General features: G+C 52.4%; 23 protein-coding genes. 9 read left to right on the top strand and 14 right to left on the bottom strand.

Translation table 11 applies throughout. The features are described from left to right. Positions 1-479 precede the first annotated feature (479 nt). Together lspA and DFER_RS05950 are read right to left on the bottom strand one after the other, a co-directional pair. Positions 480-992 (bottom strand): signal peptidase II, encoded by a 513-nt coding sequence (lspA, locus tag DFER_RS05955; protein ID WP_015810710.1) that lies wholly within the window; start codon positions 990-992, stop codon positions 480-482. Beyond that, positions 992-1,681: a 3-keto-disaccharide hydrolase gene (locus DFER_RS05950; protein WP_015810709.1), complete on the bottom strand. Its 690-nt coding sequence runs from the start codon at positions 1,679-1,681 to the stop codon at positions 992-994. The genes lspA and DFER_RS05950 overlap by 1 nt, the downstream gene beginning before the upstream one ends. 147 nt (positions 1,682-1,828) lie before the next feature. Between DFER_RS05950 and DFER_RS05945 the strand changes: the two genes are divergently transcribed. Continuing rightward, positions 1,829-3,649 (top strand): M61 family metallopeptidase, encoded by a 1,821-nt coding sequence (locus tag DFER_RS05945; protein ID WP_015810708.1) that lies wholly within the window; start codon positions 1,829-1,831, stop codon positions 3,647-3,649. A 37-nt stretch (positions 3,650-3,686) separates the two neighbouring features. Here DFER_RS05945 and DFER_RS05940 read toward each other — a convergent pair whose 3' ends face one another. The 3 genes from DFER_RS05940 to DFER_RS05930 form a co-directional block, all read right to left on the bottom strand. Further along, entirely contained in the window at positions 3,687-6,077 is a 2,391-nt protein-coding gene (locus DFER_RS05940; RefSeq protein WP_083769046.1) for a T9SS type A sorting domain-containing protein, read from the bottom strand. Positions 6,078-6,223: 146 nt separating this feature from the next. Beyond that, entirely contained in the window at positions 6,224-6,991 is a 768-nt protein-coding gene (locus DFER_RS05935) for a TIGR03915 family putative DNA repair protein (protein ID WP_015810706.1), read from the bottom strand. Further along, positions 6,991-8,247 carry a putative DNA modification/repair radical SAM protein gene (locus DFER_RS05930; protein WP_015810705.1) on the bottom strand — a complete coding sequence of 419 codons (1,257 nt, stop codon included), beginning with the start codon at positions 8,245-8,247 and terminating at the stop codon, positions 6,991-6,993. Before DFER_RS05930 ends, DFER_RS05935 begins: the two co-directional genes overlap by 1 nt. Positions 8,248-8,405: 158 nt before the next feature. On the opposite strand from DFER_RS05930, the gene DFER_RS05925 reads away from it, so the two are divergent. Beyond that, the gene (locus tag DFER_RS05925) at positions 8,406-9,137 is read left to right on the top strand and encodes a thioredoxin family protein (protein WP_229206191.1); all 732 of its coding nucleotides are present in this window, start codon (positions 8,406-8,408) and stop codon (positions 9,135-9,137) included. Here the strand turns inward: DFER_RS05925 and DFER_RS05920 are convergent, their stop codons facing one another. Beyond that, positions 9,138-9,941 (bottom strand): GNAT family N-acetyltransferase, encoded by an 804-nt coding sequence (locus DFER_RS05920; RefSeq protein ID WP_015810703.1) that lies wholly within the window; start codon positions 9,939-9,941, stop codon positions 9,138-9,140. 116 nt (positions 9,942-10,057) lie between these two features. Here DFER_RS05920 and DFER_RS05915 point away from each other — a divergent pair, with 116 nt between their 5' ends. After that, a complete protein-coding gene (locus tag DFER_RS05915; RefSeq protein WP_015810702.1) occupies positions 10,058-10,897 on the top strand; it encodes a sulfurtransferase in 840 nt (279 codons plus the stop codon). A 43-nt stretch (positions 10,898-10,940) separates the two neighbouring features. Here DFER_RS05915 and DFER_RS05910 read toward each other — a convergent pair whose 3' ends face one another. Beyond that, positions 10,941-11,819 carry a c-type cytochrome gene (locus DFER_RS05910; protein ID WP_015810701.1) on the bottom strand — a complete coding sequence of 293 codons (879 nt, stop codon included), beginning with the start codon at positions 11,817-11,819 and terminating at the stop codon, positions 10,941-10,943. A 177-nt stretch (positions 11,820-11,996) separates the two neighbouring features. Here DFER_RS05910 and DFER_RS05905 point away from each other — a divergent pair, with 177 nt between their 5' ends. Further along, positions 11,997-13,004 (top strand): helix-turn-helix transcriptional regulator, encoded by a 1,008-nt coding sequence (locus DFER_RS05905; RefSeq protein WP_015810700.1) that lies wholly within the window; start codon positions 11,997-11,999, stop codon positions 13,002-13,004. 17 nt (positions 13,005-13,021) lie between these two features. Next, the gene (locus DFER_RS05900) at positions 13,022-13,552 is read left to right on the top strand and encodes a YceI family protein (protein ID WP_041735984.1); all 531 of its coding nucleotides are present in this window, start codon (positions 13,022-13,024) and stop codon (positions 13,550-13,552) included. A 2-nt stretch (positions 13,553-13,554) separates the two neighbouring features. Here the strand turns inward: DFER_RS05900 and DFER_RS05895 are convergent, their stop codons facing one another. The 4 genes from DFER_RS05895 to DFER_RS05880 form a co-directional block, all read right to left on the bottom strand. Further along, a complete protein-coding gene (locus DFER_RS05895) occupies positions 13,555-13,818 on the bottom strand; it encodes a hypothetical protein (RefSeq protein ID WP_143828679.1) in 264 nt (87 codons plus the stop codon). Between the two features lie 52 nt (positions 13,819-13,870). Then, positions 13,871-14,398, bottom strand: coding sequence for a hypothetical protein (locus DFER_RS29765; RefSeq protein WP_015810697.1), 528 nt, complete (start codon positions 14,396-14,398; stop codon positions 13,871-13,873). A gap of 117 nt (positions 14,399-14,515) precedes the next feature. After that, positions 14,516-14,749, bottom strand: a complete 234-nt coding sequence (locus DFER_RS05885) for a hypothetical protein (RefSeq protein ID WP_143828678.1) — start codon at positions 14,747-14,749, stop codon at positions 14,516-14,518. 78 nt (positions 14,750-14,827) lie between these two features. Continuing rightward, positions 14,828-15,457: a pyridoxamine 5'-phosphate oxidase family protein gene (locus tag DFER_RS05880; RefSeq protein WP_015810695.1), complete on the bottom strand. Its 630-nt coding sequence runs from the start codon at positions 15,455-15,457 to the stop codon at positions 14,828-14,830. A gap of 78 nt (positions 15,458-15,535) precedes the next feature. Here DFER_RS05880 and DFER_RS05875 point away from each other — a divergent pair, with 78 nt between their 5' ends. Continuing rightward, positions 15,536-17,005, top strand: coding sequence for an aminotransferase-like domain-containing protein (locus DFER_RS05875; RefSeq protein ID WP_015810694.1), 1,470 nt, complete (start codon positions 15,536-15,538; stop codon positions 17,003-17,005). 17 nt (positions 17,006-17,022) lie between these two features. On the opposite strand, the gene DFER_RS05870 is transcribed toward DFER_RS05875, so the two are convergent. Further along, positions 17,023-17,403 (bottom strand): helix-turn-helix domain-containing protein, encoded by a 381-nt coding sequence (locus DFER_RS05870; RefSeq protein WP_015810693.1) that lies wholly within the window; start codon positions 17,401-17,403, stop codon positions 17,023-17,025. Between the two features lie 124 nt (positions 17,404-17,527). Between DFER_RS05870 and DFER_RS05865 the strand changes: the two genes are divergently transcribed. Beyond that, positions 17,528-17,806: a hypothetical protein gene (locus DFER_RS05865; protein ID WP_015810692.1), complete on the top strand. Its 279-nt coding sequence runs from the start codon at positions 17,528-17,530 to the stop codon at positions 17,804-17,806. Between the two features lie 161 nt (positions 17,807-17,967). Here the strand turns inward: DFER_RS05865 and DFER_RS05860 are convergent, their stop codons facing one another. Further along, positions 17,968-18,534 carry a pyridoxamine 5'-phosphate oxidase family protein gene (locus DFER_RS05860; RefSeq protein WP_015810691.1) on the bottom strand — a complete coding sequence of 189 codons (567 nt, stop codon included), beginning with the start codon at positions 18,532-18,534 and terminating at the stop codon, positions 17,968-17,970. A gap of 78 nt (positions 18,535-18,612) precedes the next feature. Further along, positions 18,613-20,628, bottom strand: a complete 2,016-nt coding sequence (locus DFER_RS05855; RefSeq protein ID WP_015810690.1) for a heavy metal translocating P-type ATPase — start codon at positions 20,626-20,628, stop codon at positions 18,613-18,615. A 227-nt stretch (positions 20,629-20,855) separates the two neighbouring features. Between DFER_RS05855 and DFER_RS05850 the strand changes: the two genes are divergently transcribed. Beyond that, entirely contained in the window at positions 20,856-21,116 is a 261-nt protein-coding gene (locus DFER_RS05850) for an AbrB/MazE/SpoVT family DNA-binding domain-containing protein (protein WP_015810689.1), read from the top strand. Next, positions 21,110-21,430, top strand: a complete 321-nt coding sequence (locus tag DFER_RS05845; protein ID WP_015810688.1) for a type II toxin-antitoxin system PemK/MazF family toxin — start codon at positions 21,110-21,112, stop codon at positions 21,428-21,430. Before DFER_RS05850 ends, DFER_RS05845 begins: the two co-directional genes overlap by 7 nt.

Below are 21,430 nucleotides of genomic sequence, written 5' to 3'. Positions count from 1 at the left end.
GACGGCATTTTTTGACAGACGATGGATGCGAATGAATGCTACCGATGTTACATGCCTGACGGCATTTTGACGGGAAATGGAAGCAAATCGAATGCTACCAATGTTGCGTGCCTGACGGCACTTCCGACGTTTGTCGGTCTAAAAAATGCTTGAACAAACCTCTACAAATATTGCGCGCCGTTGGCGCTCGGCGGGGGTGTTGCGAATTACGATTCCAAATCGCGTTAGCGATGTAATGTTGGTAGAAAAATGAACGATTGCCGGTGTTTGATAATGCCGTCAGGCATGTAACGACAATGCAAACTTCATGTCAATGCAGGAGGCCCCGCCGGGGCCGACGAATCGGGAGATCGGCGGGTGCTATAAACAGGGAGCTTCTACGGAGCGGACGGTTGCAATCGTTTGCCAGGCTGGCTGTTGTCATCAATTCATAGACGCGCCATCTGCAAACTGTTGATAGCCCTCGGCCGGTAATGCTATCAAAGCCCCGGAAACCGCGACCGCTGGCGACTGTACGACTGGTACAAAAAGATAAACATCCCCGTCATGATCGAAACGTCGGCCATATTGAAAATGCCCGTTTGAAATAACCCGAAATTAATGTGCATGAAATCGGTCACGGAGCCGTGGATGAGCCGGTCGTAAATGTTACCAATGCCGCCGCCGATCGCGAAACTCAATGCCAATGCGCTGAGCCAGGTAAGGTTCTTTTTCGTAAGCAGGTAAATAATGCCGAAAAGCAATGCGATCAGCGGGATGACCGATAGCACGAGGATCTTCACGGAATCAGGTAGAGAGCTGCCGATGCTCAGAAATGCGCCTGTGTTTTCTACGTAGGTGATCGTCACGTAGTCTTTGATGACGTGGATCGTCTGGTAAAAGCCCACATTCTCCCGGATCACGCTCTTCGAGATCTGGTCGCATCCAATGTTGGCGATCAGCACGAGCACGATGGCAATGTTCCTGACGAGGCGGTTGGATTTAAAATTCATTATTTGGAAAGTGCTTTAATCGGCGTCAGTTTAACTTCTTTGAACTCCACTTCCGAGCCCTCCGACTGCAATGCAATCTGCCCTTTCGAAGCTGTCGCGTTGTAGCCGTAATTCACCAGCACGCCATTGAGCCATACTTTAATTGAATTCTTAACGCATTCGATCACCATGGAATTCCATTCGCCCAGGGGCTTTTCGGTGCCGTCGGTGAGGTTGGGAATGCGGCGCAGCTTATCGCCGTTCACGCCCCATTTTTCTTTCGGGCCCCGGCGTTTCTCCATGTCTGGCACGGTAATGTCCTCCTGAATGCACCAAAAATCGCCGGCGTTCTGGTTCATGAGTTGTATTTCAATGGATTTCGGGAACATGTCGTACAAATCCCGCGGCTTTGAAACGAATACCAGCGCCCCGCAATTGCCCGGCTTGCCTGCGAAACGGTATTGAAAAGTGAAGCGGAAATTCTCATGCTGCGCGTCGGTGATTAAATGTCCGCCGGGTTCTCCGAGGCTCACCAACAGGCCGTTACGCACGATGAATGGGTTAATGGCCTTTGGGTTCTTATCCATTTCGGGAACGTCTATATGCCAGCCGCTGAGGTCCTTGCCGTTGAAAAGCGCTTTCGTTTGGCTGTATGCATGCTGCGAGGCGATCGCGACGGTCAGGGCAAGGGGCAGGAGAATTTTCTTCATGGATGATCGATATTATTTAAAGGTTTAATGGGATTTGAACCGGAAAAATTAAGCAATTATCGGTTCAGTAAATCTATCGCCGCTCCAAATGTTCGGTTATTGGTTTAAATTGGTGCTTTCTCATTTCAAAAACTGTTTGATTCGTCCATGAAAAAACTGGCTGCATTGCTGGCTACGCCCTTGATATGCTCGTACGCATTCGCGCAGAAGATCCAATATGATGTATCGTTCCCGAACATCGTTCACCACGAAGCGCGGATCGCCCTGAGTGTGTCCGACGCGCCCCAGAAAGAGCTGCTGTTCAGAATGTCGCGCTCGTCGCCCGGCCGCTACGCGACGCACGAGTATGGGAAGAATGTGTATGATGTGAAAGCATTCGATAAGTCGGGCAAGCCGGTGGCCATTGCGCGCGTGGATGGGGACGTGTACAAGGTTTCGGGCATTGATGGGTACGTGCGGGTGGAGTATATCCTCTATGCCAACCACGCCGACGGCACCTATGCGGGCATCGACCAGAACAGCGTACATTTGAATATGCCCGCCGCATTCATGTGGGTGAAAGGTCTGGAAAAATCGCCGATGGAAATACGCTTTGATTTGCCGCAAAACAGCCAGTGGACGATCGCGACGCAGCTTAAAACGACGGCTGACGCCCACACGTTCACCGCACCGGATTTGCAATATTTCATGGATTCACCCACGAAAATCGGTAAACTGACCGTCAAGGATTGGAACGTTCCCAATGCCGACAGCAAGCCAGCGCGGTTCCGGCTCGCACTCGAAGCGAAAAGCAGCGACTCGCTGGCGACCGTATTTGCCAACAAAATAAAGCGCATTACGGAAGAAGCAAGAATGGTTTTCGGCGAATTTCCGGCGTTTGACAACGGCCATTACACGTTCCTGGCGAGCATCAATCCCTACGTGAAAGGCGACGGCATGGAGCACCGCAACAGCACGATGATCAGCGTGCCGGTGGTTTTCAACGCTTCCGATAACCTGCTGGGCGTATTCTCGCATGAGTTCTTTCATGCCTGGAACGTCGAGCGCATTCGTCCGAAAACACTCGAACCATTCAATTTCGAGAAGAGTAATATGAGTTTCGAACTCTGGTTTGCCGAAGGTTTTACCCAGTATTATGGAGAATTACTGCTTGAAAGGGCTGGATTCCATTCGGTCGACGAGTATTGCAATATCTTGGGCATGCTCGTAAATGCCAAGGAAAATACGGTCGGTGCCAGGCGCATTTCCCCGGTGGAAGCGAGCTGCAATGCGGTTTTTGTAGACGCAGGCGTGGCTGTCGACAAGGCGAATTATCCCAATATGCACACTTCCTATTACACCTACGGAGCGGCCCTAGCGCTCGCATTGGATCTGCAATTAAGGGAAAAGGGCCTCAATCTCGATGATTTCATGAAAGCCGTTTGGGCCAAACACGGTAAGCCGGAAGCTGCGTACAACGTGGCCGATCTGCAAGCTGTTTTAGAATCCTACACCCGTGACAAGGCGTTCGCGCAGCGTTTTTTTTCCAAATATATCAGCGGCCACGAGTCGATCGACTACGCGCCGCTGCTTGCGAAGGCCGGTTTGCTGCTGAGGAAACAATTTGAGGGCCAGGCCTGGATCGGCGATTTCGTGCGGTACAAGGAAGGCACCGGACTGACGATAACAACGAACACCACCATCGGTAGTCCGCTCTACACCGCCGGACTGGACATCGACGACGAAATTTTGAAAGTGGACGGAAAGGTGATCTCGACGAATGACGAACTCCTCGCCATTCTCAAAGCGCACAAGCCCGGCGATCAGATCACGGTAGAATACCGGCACCGCGACGATTACAAAACGGCCGTGGTGGAAATGGTGCAACATCCGCGGTGGCAGGTAGCGACGTTCGAGCAGGCCGGGAAAACGGTTACGCCGGAAATGCAGACGTTCAGGAATGCGTGGCTGGGAAGCAAATGGAAGTAAAAAAGCGGTTGCCTGATGAGGGCAACCGCTTTGGCATTTATCGTGTGAGCAATATCTTTTTAGTTTCTACTGAATCGGGCTTTTTCACTTGCAGCAGGTAAATGCCCGCTGGCGCCCGGTCGAGCGTAATGCGCTCCTCGTGCGTGCCCGCGCCCCCGACGCTCCGCGTGTGCCAAATCTTGCCCTGGACGTCGGTTACCGATATCGCGCCGGTTTCTCCCGTTTTCAGGGTAAATACCGCTTTAAATTCACCGGAAGCGGGGTTCGGATATGCTTGCAGAAGCGGTGTATCTCCCGGCAGCTGAAAGGATTCCGGTGCGCCCATTCGTACATTGCTTTGCGCATTTCCCACGCAAAGCTTATCCTGGCGCGTAGCCGCACCCGGCAAGCCCTGAATGCGGATTGTGTTATTGCCGACGGGCAAATTGACGTAGAATGTTTCTTCACGCCAAACAATATTCCAGCTATAAGTGGGGGGTAACTGTAATGCCGGGATCGCAATGCTTCCATTTACCGCTACGCTTACCTGCGCATTCGGTTCGGCATAATAGCGCAATGTTACCGGGTACAATCCTGTGGCAGGCACATTCGCGACGAAGTAATCGACATAATAATCATAATTGTTCTGGGCACCTTTCGTTTGTCCGTTCGACGCGTTCGGATCACTGCTGGTGGGACCATTGCCGGCCGCCCATTCCGATTCCAGACAGGCGCTGAACGGCCCGGAATTGTCGCATCCGCTGACGGTAACGTCCAGCGTTTTGACAATCGGCGGGCAAGCGTTTTTGCTGGCCGTGAGCGTGTAGGTGTAGGTGCCGTTGGACCGCGGAAGGCTTAGTGAGGCCGATGAAAATGTGGAGCTGGTTCCCTGGCCGCTCCACTGGTAAGATACCGACTGGCAATCGAAGCCGGAGCAACTCGCAGAGGCGAATACGGACGTCGAGCAGGCCGGAGTAAGCGTAGATGCGTAGACTTCGACATTGAAATCACAGCTCGGCGTGTTTCCCGTTCCGCCCGGGCCCGTCACACATAGCCTGTCCTGCCGGACGTGCCCCTGCCCGAAGCCGCTTGTGATCTGGATTGTGTTGGTGCCTTCTTTGAGGTTTAATGTGAAGGTATGCTCGGTCCAGACAACGTTCCAGGAGCCTGATTCGGCGATGCCTGTTGACGGGACGGTCATGTCATTGTTGACAGAGATCGAAATCCCTGCGGGTTGCGGGGCGTAATAGCGAAGGGTTACCTGGTGCGGGCCGGTCTTTTTCACGCCGTTGATCACATATTTCACAAATGAGTAAGAATCTTGCTGCGTGCCGCGGGTTTGCCCGTTTGAGGCGTTGGGGTCGTCGGTAATCGCGCCATTACCGTCCGAATGCTCCGCTTCCACGCATGCGCTGAACGGCTCAGTTGGATTCGCATCGCAGCTGACATTGGTCATTACTTCTGCCGACTTCGTTACACAACCGGTTTTCGCAGCATACACGGTATAGTTGTACAGTCCGCCCACCGGAGGTGCAGGTGTATTCACCGATGCTGCCGTTACATTTAGCCCCGCACCGGCCCAGCTGTACCTGATGCCGTCACAATCGGGACCCGAACACTGCGAACTTAGCGTGATTGGCTCCGAACAATTCGGTGAGGCATCTGACACCGACGCCGAAACGCTGAAATTACAATCCGGCTTGTCGATAACCTCCACCATCACTGATCCGCCCCGCGGCGAGCATCCATCTTTAGATCCGGAAACGTCAAAGAAATAAGTTCCTGGCGATGAGGGAGTATATGGCCTGATAGGGCTGCCTTCACCGGAAATGCCGTTGCCCGACCAAGTATAAGTAACGCCATTGCAATCCGGCCCGGAGCAGTTGGCGTACAAAGCCATGGTGGCGCCCAGTTCGTAAGGCGCGCCAACGGCAAAAGGCGTCACCTGAAAGTTACAGGTAACGGGTTCGCCGCTGACATCTTTTTTCGTAAGACATATTTTGTCCTGCCGCACATTGAAACCCGGAAGCTCCCTGATGAAAATTCGGTTGAACCCCGCATTCAAATCCACCTCGATGGTATGTTCTTTCCAGGCAATGTTCCAGGAATGCGAAGCCGGCAGCTCCACGTGCGAGAGGGGGCCGGCACTAACCGACATCATTACCGTCGAATTTTGTTCGGCATAATAGCGGAGCGTCAGCAAATACTTGCCCGCCGCCAGGTTATCAGCATGGTATTCCACGTAGTAGTCCCAGCTGTTGATGGCACCGCGGGTTTTCCCGTTCGAAGCATTGGGGTCTTCGGTAACCGGGGCGTCGCTGGGAGAATTTTCGGCTTCGAGGCATAAATCTGTGATTTCCGCATTCATCAGGCTTAAATCTTCCGGACCGGAAGCAAAGGAGGCCATCGCTGAGAAAAGCAGGCAAAGAACGAACGTACAAGTTTTCATAGCATGCTGGGAAATGTGGATGAATGTGACATTCCAACGGTCGTTGGAAAAGACAATTTAAACTGGGATTGTCTACATTTCCATATGACACCAGCCGTCGACAAAACCGTGGCGGTCCTGCCCAAAAATATTGATGGTCAGTGATTTTAGCCTTGCTTCTCCGACAGGTATTTCCAGTATCGCCGCGGAACGTGGCGCACGTGCAGCCGAATGTTCTTGCGTGCTTTAATGTTGGTGTTTTTGAAGTAATCCTGCCATAGCAGAGTGAATAATTCTTCCTTCGGGTCGAGCAGGTTGGAAGGAAGTGCATTTATAATCGACATTTGCGGAGCTTCGTCCAGCTCGATCTCTTCCGTTTTTTCCAGATCGTAATACAGCCCATATTTTCTTTTCAAATCATAAATAATCCACCGCTGATCGGCGTAGCGGTTCTGGAAATGCTCGGGAAGCAATGGCAGCACATCGAAATCCGGCTCGATGTGCGCGTAGTAAATGCCGTCGCCGGTCTTCTGGAAGCGTACGAAAGCCTCCATCCGGTGCTTTTCGCGATGCACTTTTTGGGCAGTTTGAGACACTGCCAGCACATCCGAATGCGCAAAGTTTTCCGATGCGCCCGCGGGTTGGTCGATGATGTAGCGGGCAAAATTGAGCAAATGCTGAAATGCTTCCGGCTGCTCGGAAAGGTATGTTTTGTAGAAACGCAGCTGCCAGTCCTTGCCCAATTTCGCGCAAAGCCCTTTCCAGACCCGTTTACCTTTTTCGCGATCGGACACCACGTGGTATCCCGAGTCGAACACATCCGGCACGTGCCGGTCTTCCGTTACCAGCTTCACAATCGCCGATTTCCGCCGGTAACATTCAAACACGGCCGTGAGCAGCCCTTCCAGCGACCCATCGAAAATGTACAGTTCCATTAGAAAATCGATAATTGATTATCCGGGTTCTTTTGGTATTTGCTTTTGCTTTCCGAAAGGATCAAGCCCTTAATGTGCCCCGCTTCGAACTCTTTGAGCTGCATCGGACTATCGGCGTAGCGGATAAAATGCCGCGCCTTGCGGAATGCAATGCCGAGTTTTCTTAAATGGCTTTCATACAGACGATTGAATTTGCGGGCCTGCACAATTTTCAATGCGGAAGCCACACCAATTCCCGGAACGCGCAGAATCATGTAGTAGTCGGCCGTGTTGATATCGACCGGAAACTGGTCCAGGTTCCGTAACGCCCAGCTCAATTTCGGGTCCACGTCCGCTTCCAGGTTCGGATGTACATCGTTGAGGATTTCCTGCACTTTAAACCCATAAAAACGCATCAGCCAGTCGGCCTGATAAAGGCGGTTTTCACGGATCAAAGGCGGTTGCGAACCAATAACCGGCAATCGCGAATCGTTGCTGATCGGAATGTAGCCCGAGTAGTAAACGCGTTTGAGCGAAAAGTTTTGGTAAAAAGCATGGGCGGTGTGCATAATCTCCTTGTCCGTTTCCGGCGTCGCACCCACGACGATCTGCGTGCTTTGCCCCGCCGGGACGAACCTCGGGACGCTTTTAATGAGCGCCTTTTCGTTTTCAAACTGCGTAATGCTGTTCTGAATGTATTTCAAAGGCTTCTTCACCTCCGCGTGCGACTTTTCGGGCGCGAGTAGTTTCAGTCCCGTTTCCGTCGGCATTTCCAGATTAATGCTCATGCGGTCGGCAAATAAGCCCGCCTCGCGAAGCAGCTCGTCGCTCGCTCCGGGAATTGTTTTCAGATGGATATAGCCATTGAACCGCTCTTCCTGCCGGAGTTTTTTTACAATGCAGACCAGCCTTTCCATCGTGTAGTCCGCATCTTTGAAAATGCCCGAACTGAGGAAAAGGCCCTCGATATAGTTGCGCCGGTAGAAATTCATCGTAAGTTCCACCACCTCGTCCACAGTAAATGCGGCGCGTTTGATATCATTGCTCCGCCGCGAAACGCAGAAAGCGCAATCGTAAATGCAATGGTTGGTCAGCAGTATTTTCAGCAACGACACGCATCGGCCATCCTCCGTGTAGGTATGGCAAATCCCCGTCCCCTCCGCATCTCCAATTCCCTTGTTCTCATTTTTCCGGTTGCTGCCGCTTGAAGAGCATGAAACATCATATTTCGCAGCATCGGCCAGAATTCCCAACTTCTCCCGGATCCGCTCGTACATACCAAAGTTTACAATTTGTTAGTTTTGCCTAAAATATCAAACGGTGATAACCAGTTATTAGGAGGTCGCACTGATTGATCATTTGTGCATGAAAATATCAAATCTTTGATACTTATACAATCTTTTGAGGCGAAATGTTTGTGAGCCGGTTTAATAAAATGTTTGTCAGCCTGATGGTGCTGGCAGGAACGATCAGATTTTCAGCATTTTGTCAGGAGGAGCCTAAGGTGACCCGGTACAACGGCAAGGTAAGTCAGCAGTTTGTCATGAACCGTGATTCGCGGATTGTTGACCATGCCACCGGCAAGCGGATCACCTACGAGGCGTACGACAACATGCTTAAAAAGAACCCCGGCCAGTATAAAACCCAGCCGGTTTTCGACAAATACGGAAAGGCTTCGTCGTTTGAAATCATTAAAAGAAGCCAGCTTTACGTGCAGCAGGACGGCTCGGTGATGAATAATCCCGACCTGATGCCGGAAGTAGGGGAGCCGATCGCCCCGTTCATCATGCGCGGGCTCGACGGCCGTGAATACGATTCCGAGAAACTGAGGGGAAAATACATCCTGCTCGGCTTTTGGGTCCGGTACGAAAAGCCGCTCTACACGCTCGCCAGCACGAAAGTAATCTCCAATTTCGTGGATGAAAATAAGAAAAAAGGCATCGACATCATTTCCCTCGGAACCACGCTCAATACACAGGAAGAATGCCTCGAAGCGATCCCGAAACGGAACTGCGGTTTCATTCCCGTCCCGGAATCGTACGGTTTCAACCACCGGTACAAGATCAGCGAAACGCCGTATTTCATCCTCGTGGACCGCAAAGGAATTGTGCGGGCAATGGCGCCACATACCGAGTTCTCAAAGATCAGTGAGCTGGTGCTGCGCTGATTATCCCAATGCCCCGCTGATGCGGTTGTAAAGATGCTCGGGATACCAGGTTCGGTGGGGACCATTTACCATCCGGCGGGAAGTTTTGTACATATGGTAGCCATGTTCTTGCAGCCATTTCAGCGCCGCCGCATTGCCCAGCGGCATAATGGCGACAGGCCGCGCGGCTATGCGCATCTGCATGAGCGCGTAACCGGCCGTATCGTTGGCCGCAATCACAGGACCATCGCTCCAAGAGGGCAGATAGACGCCTTTCAGCTCCTCATTTGCATTGACATACATAAACGAATCGGCGAGGAAGTCACCCATGACGCCGCGCCGGTCTTCGCCGGACACAAACCGGTCGATCGCGTAGGCCGCCTCCCGGAAGCTTTCTGAAAACGGGCGGATAAATTCGGAAACGGGCGTTTCCGTCAGGGCTTCATCACGCCTCAAATGTGCATATTGTCCTTCCACTTCAAAGCCCTGTTTGAGATAAACCGGATAACCAAATTCGGTGGCATCCAGGTAAATGGTAGGATAGCGTGAGCGATCGACTTGCCCGACGAGGTGGCGGGTGATGGCACTGCCGAGGCCCTTGTTCCGGTGCTCCGCATGCGTGATAATGCACGCAAGCCACACGGTATCACCATGATAAATAGCCGCCCCCACAGCTACTGGCTGCCCGTTTTCCGTGATCTTGATCGGCTTGCAGCACTCGGATTGAAGAAAATACGCAAATCGCGGTCGGATATCCCCCCAACCCTCGGGTTCCAGCGCAGGCAGGCTGGCAATGTCATCCTCTGTTAATTCCTCGCAAATCATGGCATAGATCGTTATGCCTGCTAAAATGTGAAATTTCTGGATTGGGAGGTGCTATTGACGCGCCATTTTTTCCAAAAAAAGTCACTTTATTTACGAACTATTTAAATGACCCGAACATGAATATCATTACGGCAGAGCAGCTTAAAACCATTCTGGAAAATGACGACCCTATCGTGATCGACGCGCGGGGCGGGGCTGATGCCCTGGAACGTTACAACCAGGCGCATCTCGAAAGCGCGCAGTTTGTGGACCTTGAAACCGATTTGTCGGAAAAAGCCGACGATCCGGCCAGCGGAGGGCGGCATCCGTTGCCCAGGCCGGAGGATTTCGGCAGGTTTCTGGGCATATTGGGCATCAGTCCGTCGTCGACGGTGGTGGTGTATGACGATAAAAAGGGCGCGAACGCGGCGGCGCGTTTCTGGTGGATGCTGAAAGCGGCCGGGCACGAAAAGGTGTACGTAGTGAGCGGCGGCCTGGATGCAATCAATGCGGCAGGTATTCAACTCACGCAAAAGGCCGCTACCCTGCACGCATTGGAAGAATACCCCGTGAAAGGATGGCACATGCCGCTTGTGGATGCCGACGATGTGGCATTGGCCGCTGCCGATCCCGATTCGATGGTGATCGACGTGCGTGAGCATTACCGCTACCTCGGTGAAAGTGAACCAATTGACCTCGTGGCCGGACATATTCCGGGAGCCGTTAACATTCCATATACATCCAACCTGGACAACCTGGGCGAGTTTATGTCCCCAGCCGACCTTGCTGCGAAATACAAGGATGCATTTGCCGACAAGGACCCTCGCAAGGTGATCGTGCATTGCGGGTCCGGTGTGACGGCCTGCCACACGCTCCTCGCATTGGCCGAAGCCGGTCTGCATGGTGCAAGCCTCTACGTGGGGTCGTGGAGCGAATGGTCGCGGAGCGAGCGGCCCATTGCAACGGGAGAAGCGTAATATCAGACATCCGGCCGGACTTCCACAAGTCCGGCCGGATTGCTTATTGGATAGATTGCAGGTAATCGTAAAGCGACGACAGCTCCGTGCGCGTGTACTGAGCGGTCATTTTCCAGGGCATATCTTCATTTTTTAGCATGTGGCCCTCGGGCGTTTTGCCGGTTGTAAGCGTGGTTATGAACTGCGCTTTGGTCCATTTTCCTACGTGGCCAGCCGCGGTAATGTCGGGCACCGGCGGAAATCCGGGTGCGAGCGGCTCACCCCCCTTGAAATTGTCGCGATGGCAGCCCGTGCACGAAACAGCAAGGTATTTGCCCTGTCCGATGCCTTCCGTAGAATCGGCGCGTGCGATCATGGGTTTATTATGGTCGATTTTTTCGACAGATAAAAGCGGCATTTTACCCAAATAACTCATTACCAACGCCACCGGGCCGAGGTCGTTTTCAGGTAAAACATGGTCGGTAGGCTGCACCTGCCGGCAATAGGCGATCAATGCGGTGACGTCCTGCTGCGAAAGGAGCGTCGTTTCATGCGAGGGCATGAATAAAAGCGGCTTCCCGTCCTGATCGACACCGTGGCGCAGCGCTGTGAGCCAGTTGGCAACGTCGTAGTCTGCCGGCAAACCGCCCTTTCCGCGCGTCAGGTTTCGGGCAACCAGACGACCGACCGGGCCATCGTCGTTCATCACTTTCCCTTCCAGATGCTCGCCGTGGCAATCCAGACAACCTTTTATGGCAACCAAATGCCTCCCGCGCGCAATGGTCGCACTGTCGGCCGGTATTTCGATCGTTTCCTGATCGAACACGTAAGTTTTGTTCATACGCGCCTTCATGCTGAACGCGATGTAGCTATACACGCAAATCGCTGCGACGATGATGCCGGCCAGAAGAATCCCGGCCCATTTTAAAATTTTTCTGATCATGGCTTTTACATTTTTTCGCAAATGTGAGGGCTGCGTCGCTGCATTGACCTACGCAAAACGGATAAAAATCTACGACAAACGGATTTTGTCGATAAATCAGGCCGTTCACTCAGAAACAGGCACATAGCGCGTTTGGGTGGAGTATTTTCGTGCTGCGATCAATCCTATATCCATCTTATGGCCGCTACGATCATACATTCCGCCGACATCCTCGATTTCAACCCGATGCCCAATCCGCAGTCGGTCAATCCCAAAGTCCGCGTTCAGAACACGGGCGAGTTCATGACGCGTTTTCATCCGAAAGTGGGAGAGATGAAGTTCAAAAGTCTCCTTTTTCCGCATGTGCACGTGATGAACCTGCACTGGACATCGTACGAAGATGTAGAACTGCACGACAGTTCGCAGGTGGACACCATCAATATCAATTTTCACATGGCTGGCCGGCTCGATACCCAATTCGAAGGTCTTTCGCACGAGCTGAATATGCGGCCCGGACGGCATAACCTGGTGTTTTCACCCGAGGGCGGCGATACCAACCGGGTTGCGGAGAACGAGTCGCTCGAAATGTTCCATATCAGTCTGGATAAGGCCTATTTTTCCGACATTATCGGGTGCGACGACCATTGGAGCGAGCGCGTGCAGGAGCATTTGTTTCGAAACAGGCCGTTTTCAGGCATTACTGGTACAGCGGGCATTACTACGCAAATGGCCGGTTTGATCAAGGAAGTGAAACAATGCGATCAGCAGGGGACGATGAGAAACCTGATGGTCCAATCAAAAATACTGGAACTGCTGGCTTTGCAGATCGACCAGTTCCGGGGCCCGGAACGGCAGCCTGCACCAGGTATGCCGGCAATGGACAGAGACAGGCTGTATCAGCTGAAAAATGTGCTCGACGCTCGTTTTCTGGAAGATTTCACGCTCGCGGAATTGTCGCGAATGTGCCTGCTGAATGAATTTAAAGTGAAAAAAGGATTCAAGGATCTGTTCGGGACGACCGTTTTCGGCTACCTGAGAAAGCTGCGGATGGATTACGCCGAACGACTACTTCGCGACTCTTCGCAATCGGTAGAAGAGGTTTCCGACCTGCTGGGGTATGAACATGCGCAGCACTTTTCGGTCGCGTTCAAAAAATACATGGGCATTAACCCGTCACAGGTTAGAATGGGGTTGAAAGTGGCATGAAATACATTGATATTACAATGAGAAAATATCTAACATTGATCAGTTTGCTGGTATTCAGTGCATTTGTGTTCGTGCGCATAACGGAGTGGAAATTGGCAGACGGTTATGAAATCCGCTTCGATGGCAAATATGCGCACGGCACTTTCAACCGGATGGAGGGCCATATCCGCTTCGACCCCACGCAGCCGGGCTCAGCACGCTTTGAAGTAGCCGTGGACGTTGCGTCGATCGACACCGGCATTGAACTTAAAAACAAGCATGCGAAAAGCGAAAAGTGGTTCGATGCAGAAAAATATCCGCTCATTAAGTTCACATCGCAGTCAGTTGCCAGTTCGGATACCGGTTTCGTGGTACATGGCGACCTGGAATTGCGTGGCATCATTAAGCCCATCGCCATTCCATTTACATTCAAAACCACCGGCAGCGAGGCGCTGTTTTATGGCGGATTCAAGGTCAACCGCGGTGATTTCGGCATTGGTAAAGTGAATGGGAAGGATTCGGATTCAACTTCTGTGGACGTGTCCGTGCCCGTGCTGGCGCTTGAATAGCGTCAGTCATTTTGAAGCCCTTCTAATTGCCGCAGTAATTCCTGAAGCTCGCGCTCAGCGGCTTTGAGCGCGCTCATATCCGACGTTTCGACTACATTTTGCGCGGGGTCGTCAAAGTTTTTAGTTTCCTCCATTACTTCCGGGTTCTCCCGGTTTTCCGGTGCGAAAACGATGGATTCTTCCAGGTTTGTCCGTTCAAATTCGATCTGCTGGCGTTTGGCGAGAATTTTGTCTTCGAGTAGTTGTCGTTGTTCAGCGGCGCTCATATGCATGATGTTTTTGGAATACCATGGCAATAACTGCGCCACATTCTGCCGCTTACTTCATATTTAATGCTCTTTTTAAAAAACCACCCAAAAAACTGGCAGCGAAAGTGAGGATCACAGAACCGTACAAGCTAAAATTTTCCAGCTCCTGGCGCGCGCGGTCATCAGGCAGGGAAGTAAGGAGAAAATAGCCCGCGAGCATCAGCGCGCATTGCGTGATCGCAAGCAGCCAGCCTTTGTACGGCTCCACAAAGCCAAGCGAAATGGCCGAAAACACCGCCACCAGGTAGGGAAGGTGAATGCTTTCGCTTTGTTTGATCACGTACACAAGCAATGCGCTCGTGAGAATCACCATCATCATATTAATAGCCAGTCGCTTATCGAAAAACGGCGCTTTCGCGACGGAAGGCCTGCTACCGTCTGCTTGCAGCGATTGCAGGCCTGCGTCGGCATGTTTTGCTTTACTGTCTTCGTCTGATAATGTAGCAGCTTCGTTTTTATCGCCCGGTGTGCGAAGGCCGGCGAGTTTAATGAGGTAGAAGATGTAACCGAGAAAGGCGATTACGACGAGAATTTCCATATAATTTGCTAAGTGAGCGGCAGGGATTGAAATCAAGCCAAAATTCGGCACCGACGTTCGCAAATCAAAAGAATGTCCAGTTTTTGGTGGGAAAATCAGGGGGAAATTATTGCGCTTTCAGACCAGGACAACCATGTTCGGCTCACCGTTGCCTTCGCTGCCCAGCGCGGAGTAGGCGAGGGCAATGCGTTTGCCGGTGTTTTCCGCGAGTTCGAGCAGCTGAAACACTTTTTCCTCCCCCTCGATCCGCAGCGCCTGGTACAGAATGTTCCCGTAGTTGAACTCGTGGGAACCCAGTCCGTTTTTGAGCGCGGCAAGTTGGTACCGGTCGAATATTTCCTTTCCTGACATGAAGTGCAACATTTGGGTGTGATATTGCAGGTGAATTTGCCGGAAAGATGCTCAAACCGATACCAAAGTTGCATGCGGTTAACTTAAATGTTTCGGAATCGGAATGTTCTTGCTCGTTTCGTCCGCAACCGGCTGCCCGCGTTTCGTTTGCAGCGGAATCAACCCGGACCAGATCGGAAGCGCCAAATCCTCCGGTTCGTCGTTCGGCATCCCGTCGCGCATGCGGGCGGAGGCTTCATTGAATGTGAAGGCCAATGCCGTGGTTTTGCGCACTTCGCTGTCGGTCATCGGGCGCAGATAGTCCCAGCTGTCGGGGACAATTTTGTTGGTCAGCCATTCAAATGCGGCCCTTTTCGTTTCCAGGTCTTCCACTTTCTCGGCATTGGAAAAGATAATTACGGACCGGTAGTTAACAGAGTGGCTGAATGCGGACTTCGCCACGACCAATGCGTCGGTCAGCATCACGGAAATGCACACCGGAATGCCTTTTTCGATCTCCCTGATGAAATGGCTGCCCACGGACCCATGAATGTAAATTTTGTCTTCGTAGCGGACAAACGCCGTCGGAATGGAGAACGGGCGATTGTCCACGGCATAGCTAATAGTGCAAAACAGTGCTTCGTCGAGGATTGAGCAGATCGTTTCATGCTCATAATGGGTCCTTTTGGCTCCACGGGAGGGGATCAGATAGGGTGGTCGTGTGTTCATTTCCTTTGTTTTCTGCAAAAATGTCGGTTAATTGGCTCAGTGTTTTAATCCAATATTTCAAATAGTGGTGGTCCAATTATGATGAACGTGCTCTCTACGCTGATTACGCCGGAGAAGGGAGGCAAGCAGCCGGTTTATATCCAGATAGCCAATCAACTGATGGCGCTGATCCGGGAAGGCACGCTGCAATCGGGTTACCGGTTGCTGAGCACGCGCCAGCTCGCGGCGATATTGAAGGTGCACCGGCGTACTGTGGTGCAGGCTTATGACGAGTTACTGGCGCAGGGTTGGCTGGAAAGTCAGACTGGAAACGGGACGTTCGTTGCCCGAAACCTTCCGGACCTGCGGCCGCTCCCGCTCCCCGTTGCCGAAAAACCGGAGCGCGACCCGTTGAAGAAGGCGGGTTTCCGGTTCGATCAGCCCGCGCACCTCGACCGGCCCGTGCTGAAAGCCGCATTCCGGCTGCATCTGGATGACGGATTTCCCGATCCGAGGCTTGCACCGCGGGAAGATCTTTCTCGCGCTTACCGCAGCCAGCTGCTGCACGGCTCTCCATATGTGCGGCTGGGCTACGGCGAAACCAGCGGCAGCAACTGGCTAAGGCAGGAGCTTTCGGCGCATCTGAACGAAACGCGCGGACTGAAAACATCTCCGGCCAACATACTCATTGTGAGAGGAATGATAATGGGAATGTACCTGGCCGTGACGAGTTTGGTAAAGCCCGGCGACTGTGTGGTGACCGATACGCCGGGCTGGTTCGGCGCGACGATGAACTTCATCCAGGCAGGCGCGCGCCCGTGCCATGTGCCGGTGGATGAGTTTGGAATGGATGTAGATGCTTTGGAAGAACTATGCTCGAAGCAGCCGGTGAAGATGGTGTACGTGACCTCGCATCATCAGTACCCGACCACCGTGGCGCTCCGGCCTGATCGCCGGATCAAGCTCCTGCAACTCGCTGAAAAATATGGGTTCGTGATCTTCGAAGACGATTATGATTATGATTTCCATTATCTCAGCAAACCGCTGCTGCCGCTTTTCGGCGCCGATCAGGCGGGAATGGTGCTGTATTGCGGCTCGTTCACCAAAACTATTTCGCCTGCATTCCGGATCGGTTACCTGGTGGGGCCGGAGGACGTGATCGCGCACCTGGCATCGCTGAGGCGGATTATAGACCGCCAGGGTGATGTAATGCTGGAAAATGCGATTGCCGAGCTGTTCCAGACTGGTGTGATCCAGCGGCATTTGCGGAAATCGGTGCGGGTTTACAAGCAGCGCCGCGATTTTTTCTGTGACTTGTTGCAATCGGAGCTTTCCGGTTCGGTCCGTTTTGAAGTGCCGGATGGCGGAATGGCCGTGTGGGCGCAATTCGATCCGGCTATCGACATCCCGGCCCTTGCCGAGCAGGCTGCTAAGAAGGACTTATATATTTCAAATGGAAAAGCCGCGGGATATCCGCCCCAGTTCAGGAATTATATTCGCCTTGGATTCGCTTCTTCGGATCAGCACGAGCTTGAAGAATGCGTGCAGATTTTGAAGCAATTATTATGATAGCAAGCTAAGCGGCATTATGATTCAGCAGTATCGTCCGCTTCTTCGCTCGATTCGTCCGCTTTCTGTGCTTGTTCAAGCTGCTCTTTTAATGCATTGATCCGGTCGGCTTCCAGGGCGAGGGCTTTGCGCTGGAGGTCGATGAGGTCATCCTTTTTAATCATGATATAATGCTCGCGGGGTTCTTCGAACATCGGGACTTCGCCCACCAGCTGGGCTACGGTGGTGCCGAACAGTTCGGCCATCAAACGGAGTTCAGCCAGGGACGGGTCGTTGCGTCCTGTCTCCCAATTGGATATCACGGCCTTTCCGGATTTTTTCAGTGCCTTTGCCAGCTTGTGCTGGTTCCACCCAGCTAATTCGCGGTATTTTTTAATTCTTTCGCCAACAATTGACATTACTTGAAAGTTTAATATAAAATTTCTTGACTTTCGTATATTTAATCTGTACTTTTGATCATACCGCTACATAGTAGTATCGGTAAAGCGCAAATTACAATTTTTAACACACACCTCCCATAACATGACAGAGCTTCAAGCAAGAGTCTCCGAGTATGGTGGCCTGTCCATCAAAGAGCGCCTGTTGATCAGGTTCATCAAATCAAGAAACATTGTAGGTAAAAACTGGCGGGGCGTTCTCGCGGAGAACGATCCGTTTTTCAACACCAAACTAGGTGGAGATTTCTTAACCTCAGTGGCACAGGCAGTTTCAGACAGCAGTCGCGGCAACGTCGACCGCATCGAGAGGGTTACCATCGCCCTGGAAAAGGTGGCAGGCATTACTCCCGTTCCAGTTGTTTGATTAATTATTTACCGGCTATTTTCAGTTATGCAACGGTGGCTGTGAGCAGTCGTCTGTACGCGTATGCTGATGGGACAAACCAAGGCGATCGATGCGCTTTGGTTTGGAAAAGCGTTGCACGCCTGTTAATCCGGTACAATACTGCTGTACCGGATTGACCTCTATTCTGCCTGTCTCGCGCTGTTGGAAGCGAAAATGCCGGTTTCGAAGCCGTCGATACTGGTTACATTTTTGCGCGCCCAGTAGTTTTGGATGCCGGTAGGCCCCTGTTTGTGCGCCCAGGCGTTTAGCTCTGTCCGTTCGCGGTTGTAATCCATGAACGGCACGGCCATGCCGCAGGAAGTTTGTACGAGATCCACCCGGATATCGACCAGCTGTCGCGCGCCTTCGAGCGGTGGAAACAGCGGGGCGTATTCTGTCCATTCGGCGTCGGCGGGGTGGTAAACTTTGCCATGCCCGTACAGCCGCAGGATCAGCGGCTTGCCCTCGAATGCGCAAAACATGACGGTAATGCGGTCGTGGAGGAGCAAATGGGCCGCCGTTTCGTTTCCGCTGCCGGTCACATTCAGCCACATCACGCGGTTCGGACCGAGGATGCGGAACGAGTCCATTCCCTTTGGCGAGAGGTTTACGGTGCCGGTTTCGGCTGCCGTGGCTACAAAGTAGATTTTCTGCGCCTCGATGAACGCCTGCAAATCGGGGGTGATGTGGTCCAGCTGCTTACCCATTTTGGATGTTATTTGTTTTGAGACGGAATTTTGGGTCTACAATTATTTCTGTTAAATAGACGATAACCTGATTGAGGGCTATACTTTCTTTCCCTGAATGCGATAGGCATTCAGAATTGCGAGCAATGCCACGCCCACATCTGCGAACACCGCTTCCCAGAGCGTTGCCACGCCGCCCGCACCGAGTGCCATCACCGCAATTTTAACCCCCATTGCCAGCGAAATGTTCTGATAAACGACGGATTTTGTGATCTTCCCGATCCGCACAGCCGCAGGGATGCGTGACGGCTGGTCGTTCTGGATCACAATGTCGGCGGTTTCGATGGTGGCGTCGGAGCCGAGCGCTCCCATGGCTATCCCGGCGTCGGCCAGGGCGATCACCGGTGCGTCATTGACGCCATCGCCCACGAATGCAATGTGTTTTCCCTGGTCTTTTAGCGATTGTACGATGCGCACCTTGTCTTCGGGCAGCAATCCGCCGTAACTTTTCGCAATACCCAGCTCGCGGGCAACTTTGGTCACAACAGCCTCTTTATCACCCGAAAGCATAATAGTCGTAATGCCCAAGCTTTTCAGATCTGAAACCGCGAGGGAGGCGTCATCCTTAATCTCGTCGGCGATGAGGAAATAGCCGGCATAACGGTTATCTATCGCCACGATCACGACCGTTTCCACCAGCGAGGCAAGTTCCGCCGGATAGCTGATCCCGTTCTGATCGAGCAGTTTAGCATTGCCCGCCAGAACGGCCCGGCCATCCACCTGGCCCTTCAAGCCGTGCCCCGCTATTTCTTCCACTTCAACCGGCTTCGAAAGTGCCAAATCAGCGGCTGCCATCACCACCGCTTTGGCAACAGGATGCGTGGAGTAGCTTTCCAGAGACGCCGCTATGCGTATAAATTCGCTCTTGTCCAGCTCCGTTTCGATTACCTGAACCTGGAAAACGCCTTTCGTGAGCGTGCCGGTTTTGTCCGAAACCACCGTGTCGATTTTAGTGATAATGTCCAGAAAATTAGCGCCTTTCACTAAAATGCCATGTCGCGAGGCCAATCCGATGCCGCCGAAATATCCGAGCGGAATGGAGATCGTCAATGCGCAGGGGCAGGCGATCACGAGGAAAACCATGCCGCGGTAGAGCCACTGGTCGAACTGGTAGTCTGTTACAAAAATGGCGGGCGTTACTATGATGAGCAATGCGAGAAGAAATACCGCGGGTGTGTAAATGCGTGCGAGACGGCTGATCAGCAGTTGGGTAGGGGCTTTGCGCGCGCTTGCCTCCTGCACCATTTCCAGTATACGCGAGAGTTTGGAATCTTTGAAAAGCGCCTTTACTTCTATCTCAACTGATTTTTCGATCGAAATCATCCCTGCCAGCACTTTCTCACCTTGTTCAATGACCTGCGGCTTTGGCTCGCCGGTGAGTGCGGCGGTGTTGAATGTGCCCGACGCAGCGCGCATTTCACCGTCCAGCGCCACTTTTTCGCCGGGTTTGACGAGTATGGTCTCGCCGATGCGCACATCGTCCGGCCGGACTTGCATGGGTTTGTCGCCGCGCAAAACGGTCACGGTGTCGGGACGAATGTCGAGCAGCGCCTTAATCGACCGTTTTGACCGGCTCACGGCCAAGTCCTGAAAAAGCTCTCCGATTTCATAAAATATCATCACCGCAACACCCTCGCTGAATTCACCAATGTAAAAAGCGCCGAACGTGGCGATGGTCATCAATGTAAATTCATTGAAAAAATCCCCGCGACTGGCTTTTCTGAATGCAAGGGACACCGTCTTGTTCCCCGCAAGCACGTATGCAGCAAGCATCATCACAATCTCGACGGAGCGCGGCACAAATACATCGGCGATGTAATTCAGGACGAGGAACACGCCAAGGATCGCCAGGCTAAGCCAAAGCATCCAGCGGCTGCGCAGTAAACCGGCACTTGCACCCGCGCCGTGACTATGGTCGTGATCGTGATCATGGTCATGGCTGTGATCGTGGTCATGTTCATGGCTATTTTGCCGGCTGCTTTGATGGCTATGGTTATGCTTTTCTGCCGAGCAACAATCGTCGGTATGCGTCGTGGTTTTTTCGTCGAATTTCATAATGCTGCATTCAGGTAATGTAAATCGGTCGCTGCGGGCGCATTCCCTGCCAATGCGCCGCAGGATCATTGCAAATGTATGCCGTAAACCCGTGCAACAGGGTTACAGGTGCTGGAAATCAGTTAATTGCAATGTTGTTGCGCAACTCTTAAACCTATTGCTCAGCCACTTGTACATCGGTGACACACGAAATTTTGATTTGTTATAACAAATTATAACTTTGTATAATGCTGACTAAAATCCGCCGGATCGGAAATTCCCAGGGAATTTTGCTTTCCAAAGCGATGCTGGATCAGGTTGATATAGAGGAATATGTCAATGTGGAGGTAAAAGGCAACGCGATCATGATCTTTCCCGCAAGCACCAATCCACGCGAAGGATGGGCTGAGCAGTTTCGCCTGGCAAACGAAAACGAGGCTTCTGCGGAAGACCAGAACGCAATGGGCGACTTGTTCAATGCCTTCGATGATTCGGAATGGACATGGTAGTAAAGCGCTTCGAAATCTACTTCGTGTCGCTCAATCCGACTTTGGGCAGCGAAATTAGGAAGACAAGACCCTGCCTCATTATATCTCCCAATGACCTGAACGACCACCTGAACACGGTGATCGTAGCACCGCTGACCACGACCTTGCCCAAATATCCGACGCGGATCAATTGCCACGTCGATGGAAAGGACTGCCAGATCGCCCTGGATCAACTTCGAACAATCGATAAGGTGCGTCTCCACAAAAAATTGGGTAAAATCGACGAGACGACAGCCCAACAAGTACTAGCTGTTTTGAAGAAGCTATTTGCTTGA

Origin of the sequence: Dyadobacter fermentans DSM 18053 (assembly GCF_000023125.1) — a bacterium.
GTDB classification, from domain to species: domain Bacteria; phylum Bacteroidota; class Bacteroidia; order Cytophagales; family Spirosomataceae; genus Dyadobacter; species Dyadobacter fermentans.
The sequence above is the reverse complement of the archived record's forward strand: the minus strand, read 5'-3'. Positions and strand labels throughout refer to the sequence as shown.

What these genes read in the sequence shown, in the direction of transcription:
- DFER_RS05885 (WP_143828678.1), bottom strand. Translation starts at nt 14,749, where the DNA reads ATGTCAGGAAAGGAAATATTCGACCGGTACCAACTTGCCGCGCTCAAA.
- DFER_RS05950 (WP_015810709.1), bottom strand. Translation starts at nt 1,681, where the DNA reads ATGAAGAAAATTCTCCTGCCCCTTGCCCTGACCGTCGCGATCGCCTCG.
- DFER_RS05875 (WP_015810694.1), top strand. Translation starts at nt 15,536, where the DNA reads ATGATGAACGTGCTCTCTACGCTGATTACGCCGGAGAAGGGAGGCAAG.
- lspA (WP_015810710.1), bottom strand. Translation starts at nt 992, where the DNA reads ATGAATTTTAAATCCAACCGCCTCGTCAGGAACATTGCCATCGTGCTC.
- DFER_RS05855 (WP_015810690.1), bottom strand. Translation starts at nt 20,628, where the DNA reads ATGAAATTCGACGAAAAAACCACGACGCATACCGACGATTGTTGCTCG.
- DFER_RS05895 (WP_143828679.1), bottom strand. Translation starts at nt 13,818, where the DNA reads ATGAGCGCCGCTGAACAACGACAACTACTCGAAGACAAAATTCTCGCC.
- DFER_RS05865 (WP_015810692.1), top strand. Translation starts at nt 17,528, where the DNA reads ATGACAGAGCTTCAAGCAAGAGTCTCCGAGTATGGTGGCCTGTCCATC.
- DFER_RS05850 (WP_015810689.1), top strand. Translation starts at nt 20,856, where the DNA reads ATGCTGACTAAAATCCGCCGGATCGGAAATTCCCAGGGAATTTTGCTT.
- DFER_RS29765 (WP_015810697.1), bottom strand. Translation starts at nt 14,398, where the DNA reads ATGGAAATTCTCGTCGTAATCGCCTTTCTCGGTTACATCTTCTACCTC.
- DFER_RS05920 (WP_015810703.1), bottom strand. Translation starts at nt 9,941, where the DNA reads ATGATTTGCGAGGAATTAACAGAGGATGACATTGCCAGCCTGCCTGCG.
- DFER_RS05910 (WP_015810701.1), bottom strand. Translation starts at nt 11,819, where the DNA reads ATGATCAGAAAAATTTTAAAATGGGCCGGGATTCTTCTGGCCGGCATC.
- DFER_RS05930 (WP_015810705.1), bottom strand. Translation starts at nt 8,247, where the DNA reads ATGTACGAGCGGATCCGGGAGAAGTTGGGAATTCTGGCCGATGCTGCG.
- DFER_RS05935 (WP_015810706.1), bottom strand. Translation starts at nt 6,991, where the DNA reads ATGGAACTGTACATTTTCGATGGGTCGCTGGAAGGGCTGCTCACGGCC.
- DFER_RS05845 (WP_015810688.1), top strand. Translation starts at nt 21,110, where the DNA reads ATGGTAGTAAAGCGCTTCGAAATCTACTTCGTGTCGCTCAATCCGACT.
- DFER_RS05870 (WP_015810693.1), bottom strand. Translation starts at nt 17,403, where the DNA reads ATGTCAATTGTTGGCGAAAGAATTAAAAAATACCGCGAATTAGCTGGG.
- DFER_RS05915 (WP_015810702.1), top strand. Translation starts at nt 10,058, where the DNA reads ATGAATATCATTACGGCAGAGCAGCTTAAAACCATTCTGGAAAATGAC.
- DFER_RS05925 (WP_229206191.1), top strand. Translation starts at nt 8,406, where the DNA reads ATGTTTGTCAGCCTGATGGTGCTGGCAGGAACGATCAGATTTTCAGCA.
- DFER_RS05860 (WP_015810691.1), bottom strand. Translation starts at nt 18,534, where the DNA reads ATGGGTAAGCAGCTGGACCACATCACCCCCGATTTGCAGGCGTTCATC.
- DFER_RS05905 (WP_015810700.1), top strand. Translation starts at nt 11,997, where the DNA reads ATGGCCGCTACGATCATACATTCCGCCGACATCCTCGATTTCAACCCG.
- DFER_RS05940 (WP_083769046.1), bottom strand. Translation starts at nt 6,077, where the DNA reads ATGAAAACTTGTACGTTCGTTCTTTGCCTGCTTTTCTCAGCGATGGCC.
- DFER_RS05880 (WP_015810695.1), bottom strand. Translation starts at nt 15,457, where the DNA reads ATGAACACACGACCACCCTATCTGATCCCCTCCCGTGGAGCCAAAAGG.
- DFER_RS05900 (WP_041735984.1), top strand. Translation starts at nt 13,022, where the DNA reads ATGAGAAAATATCTAACATTGATCAGTTTGCTGGTATTCAGTGCATTT.
- DFER_RS05945 (WP_015810708.1), top strand. Translation starts at nt 1,829, where the DNA reads ATGAAAAAACTGGCTGCATTGCTGGCTACGCCCTTGATATGCTCGTAC.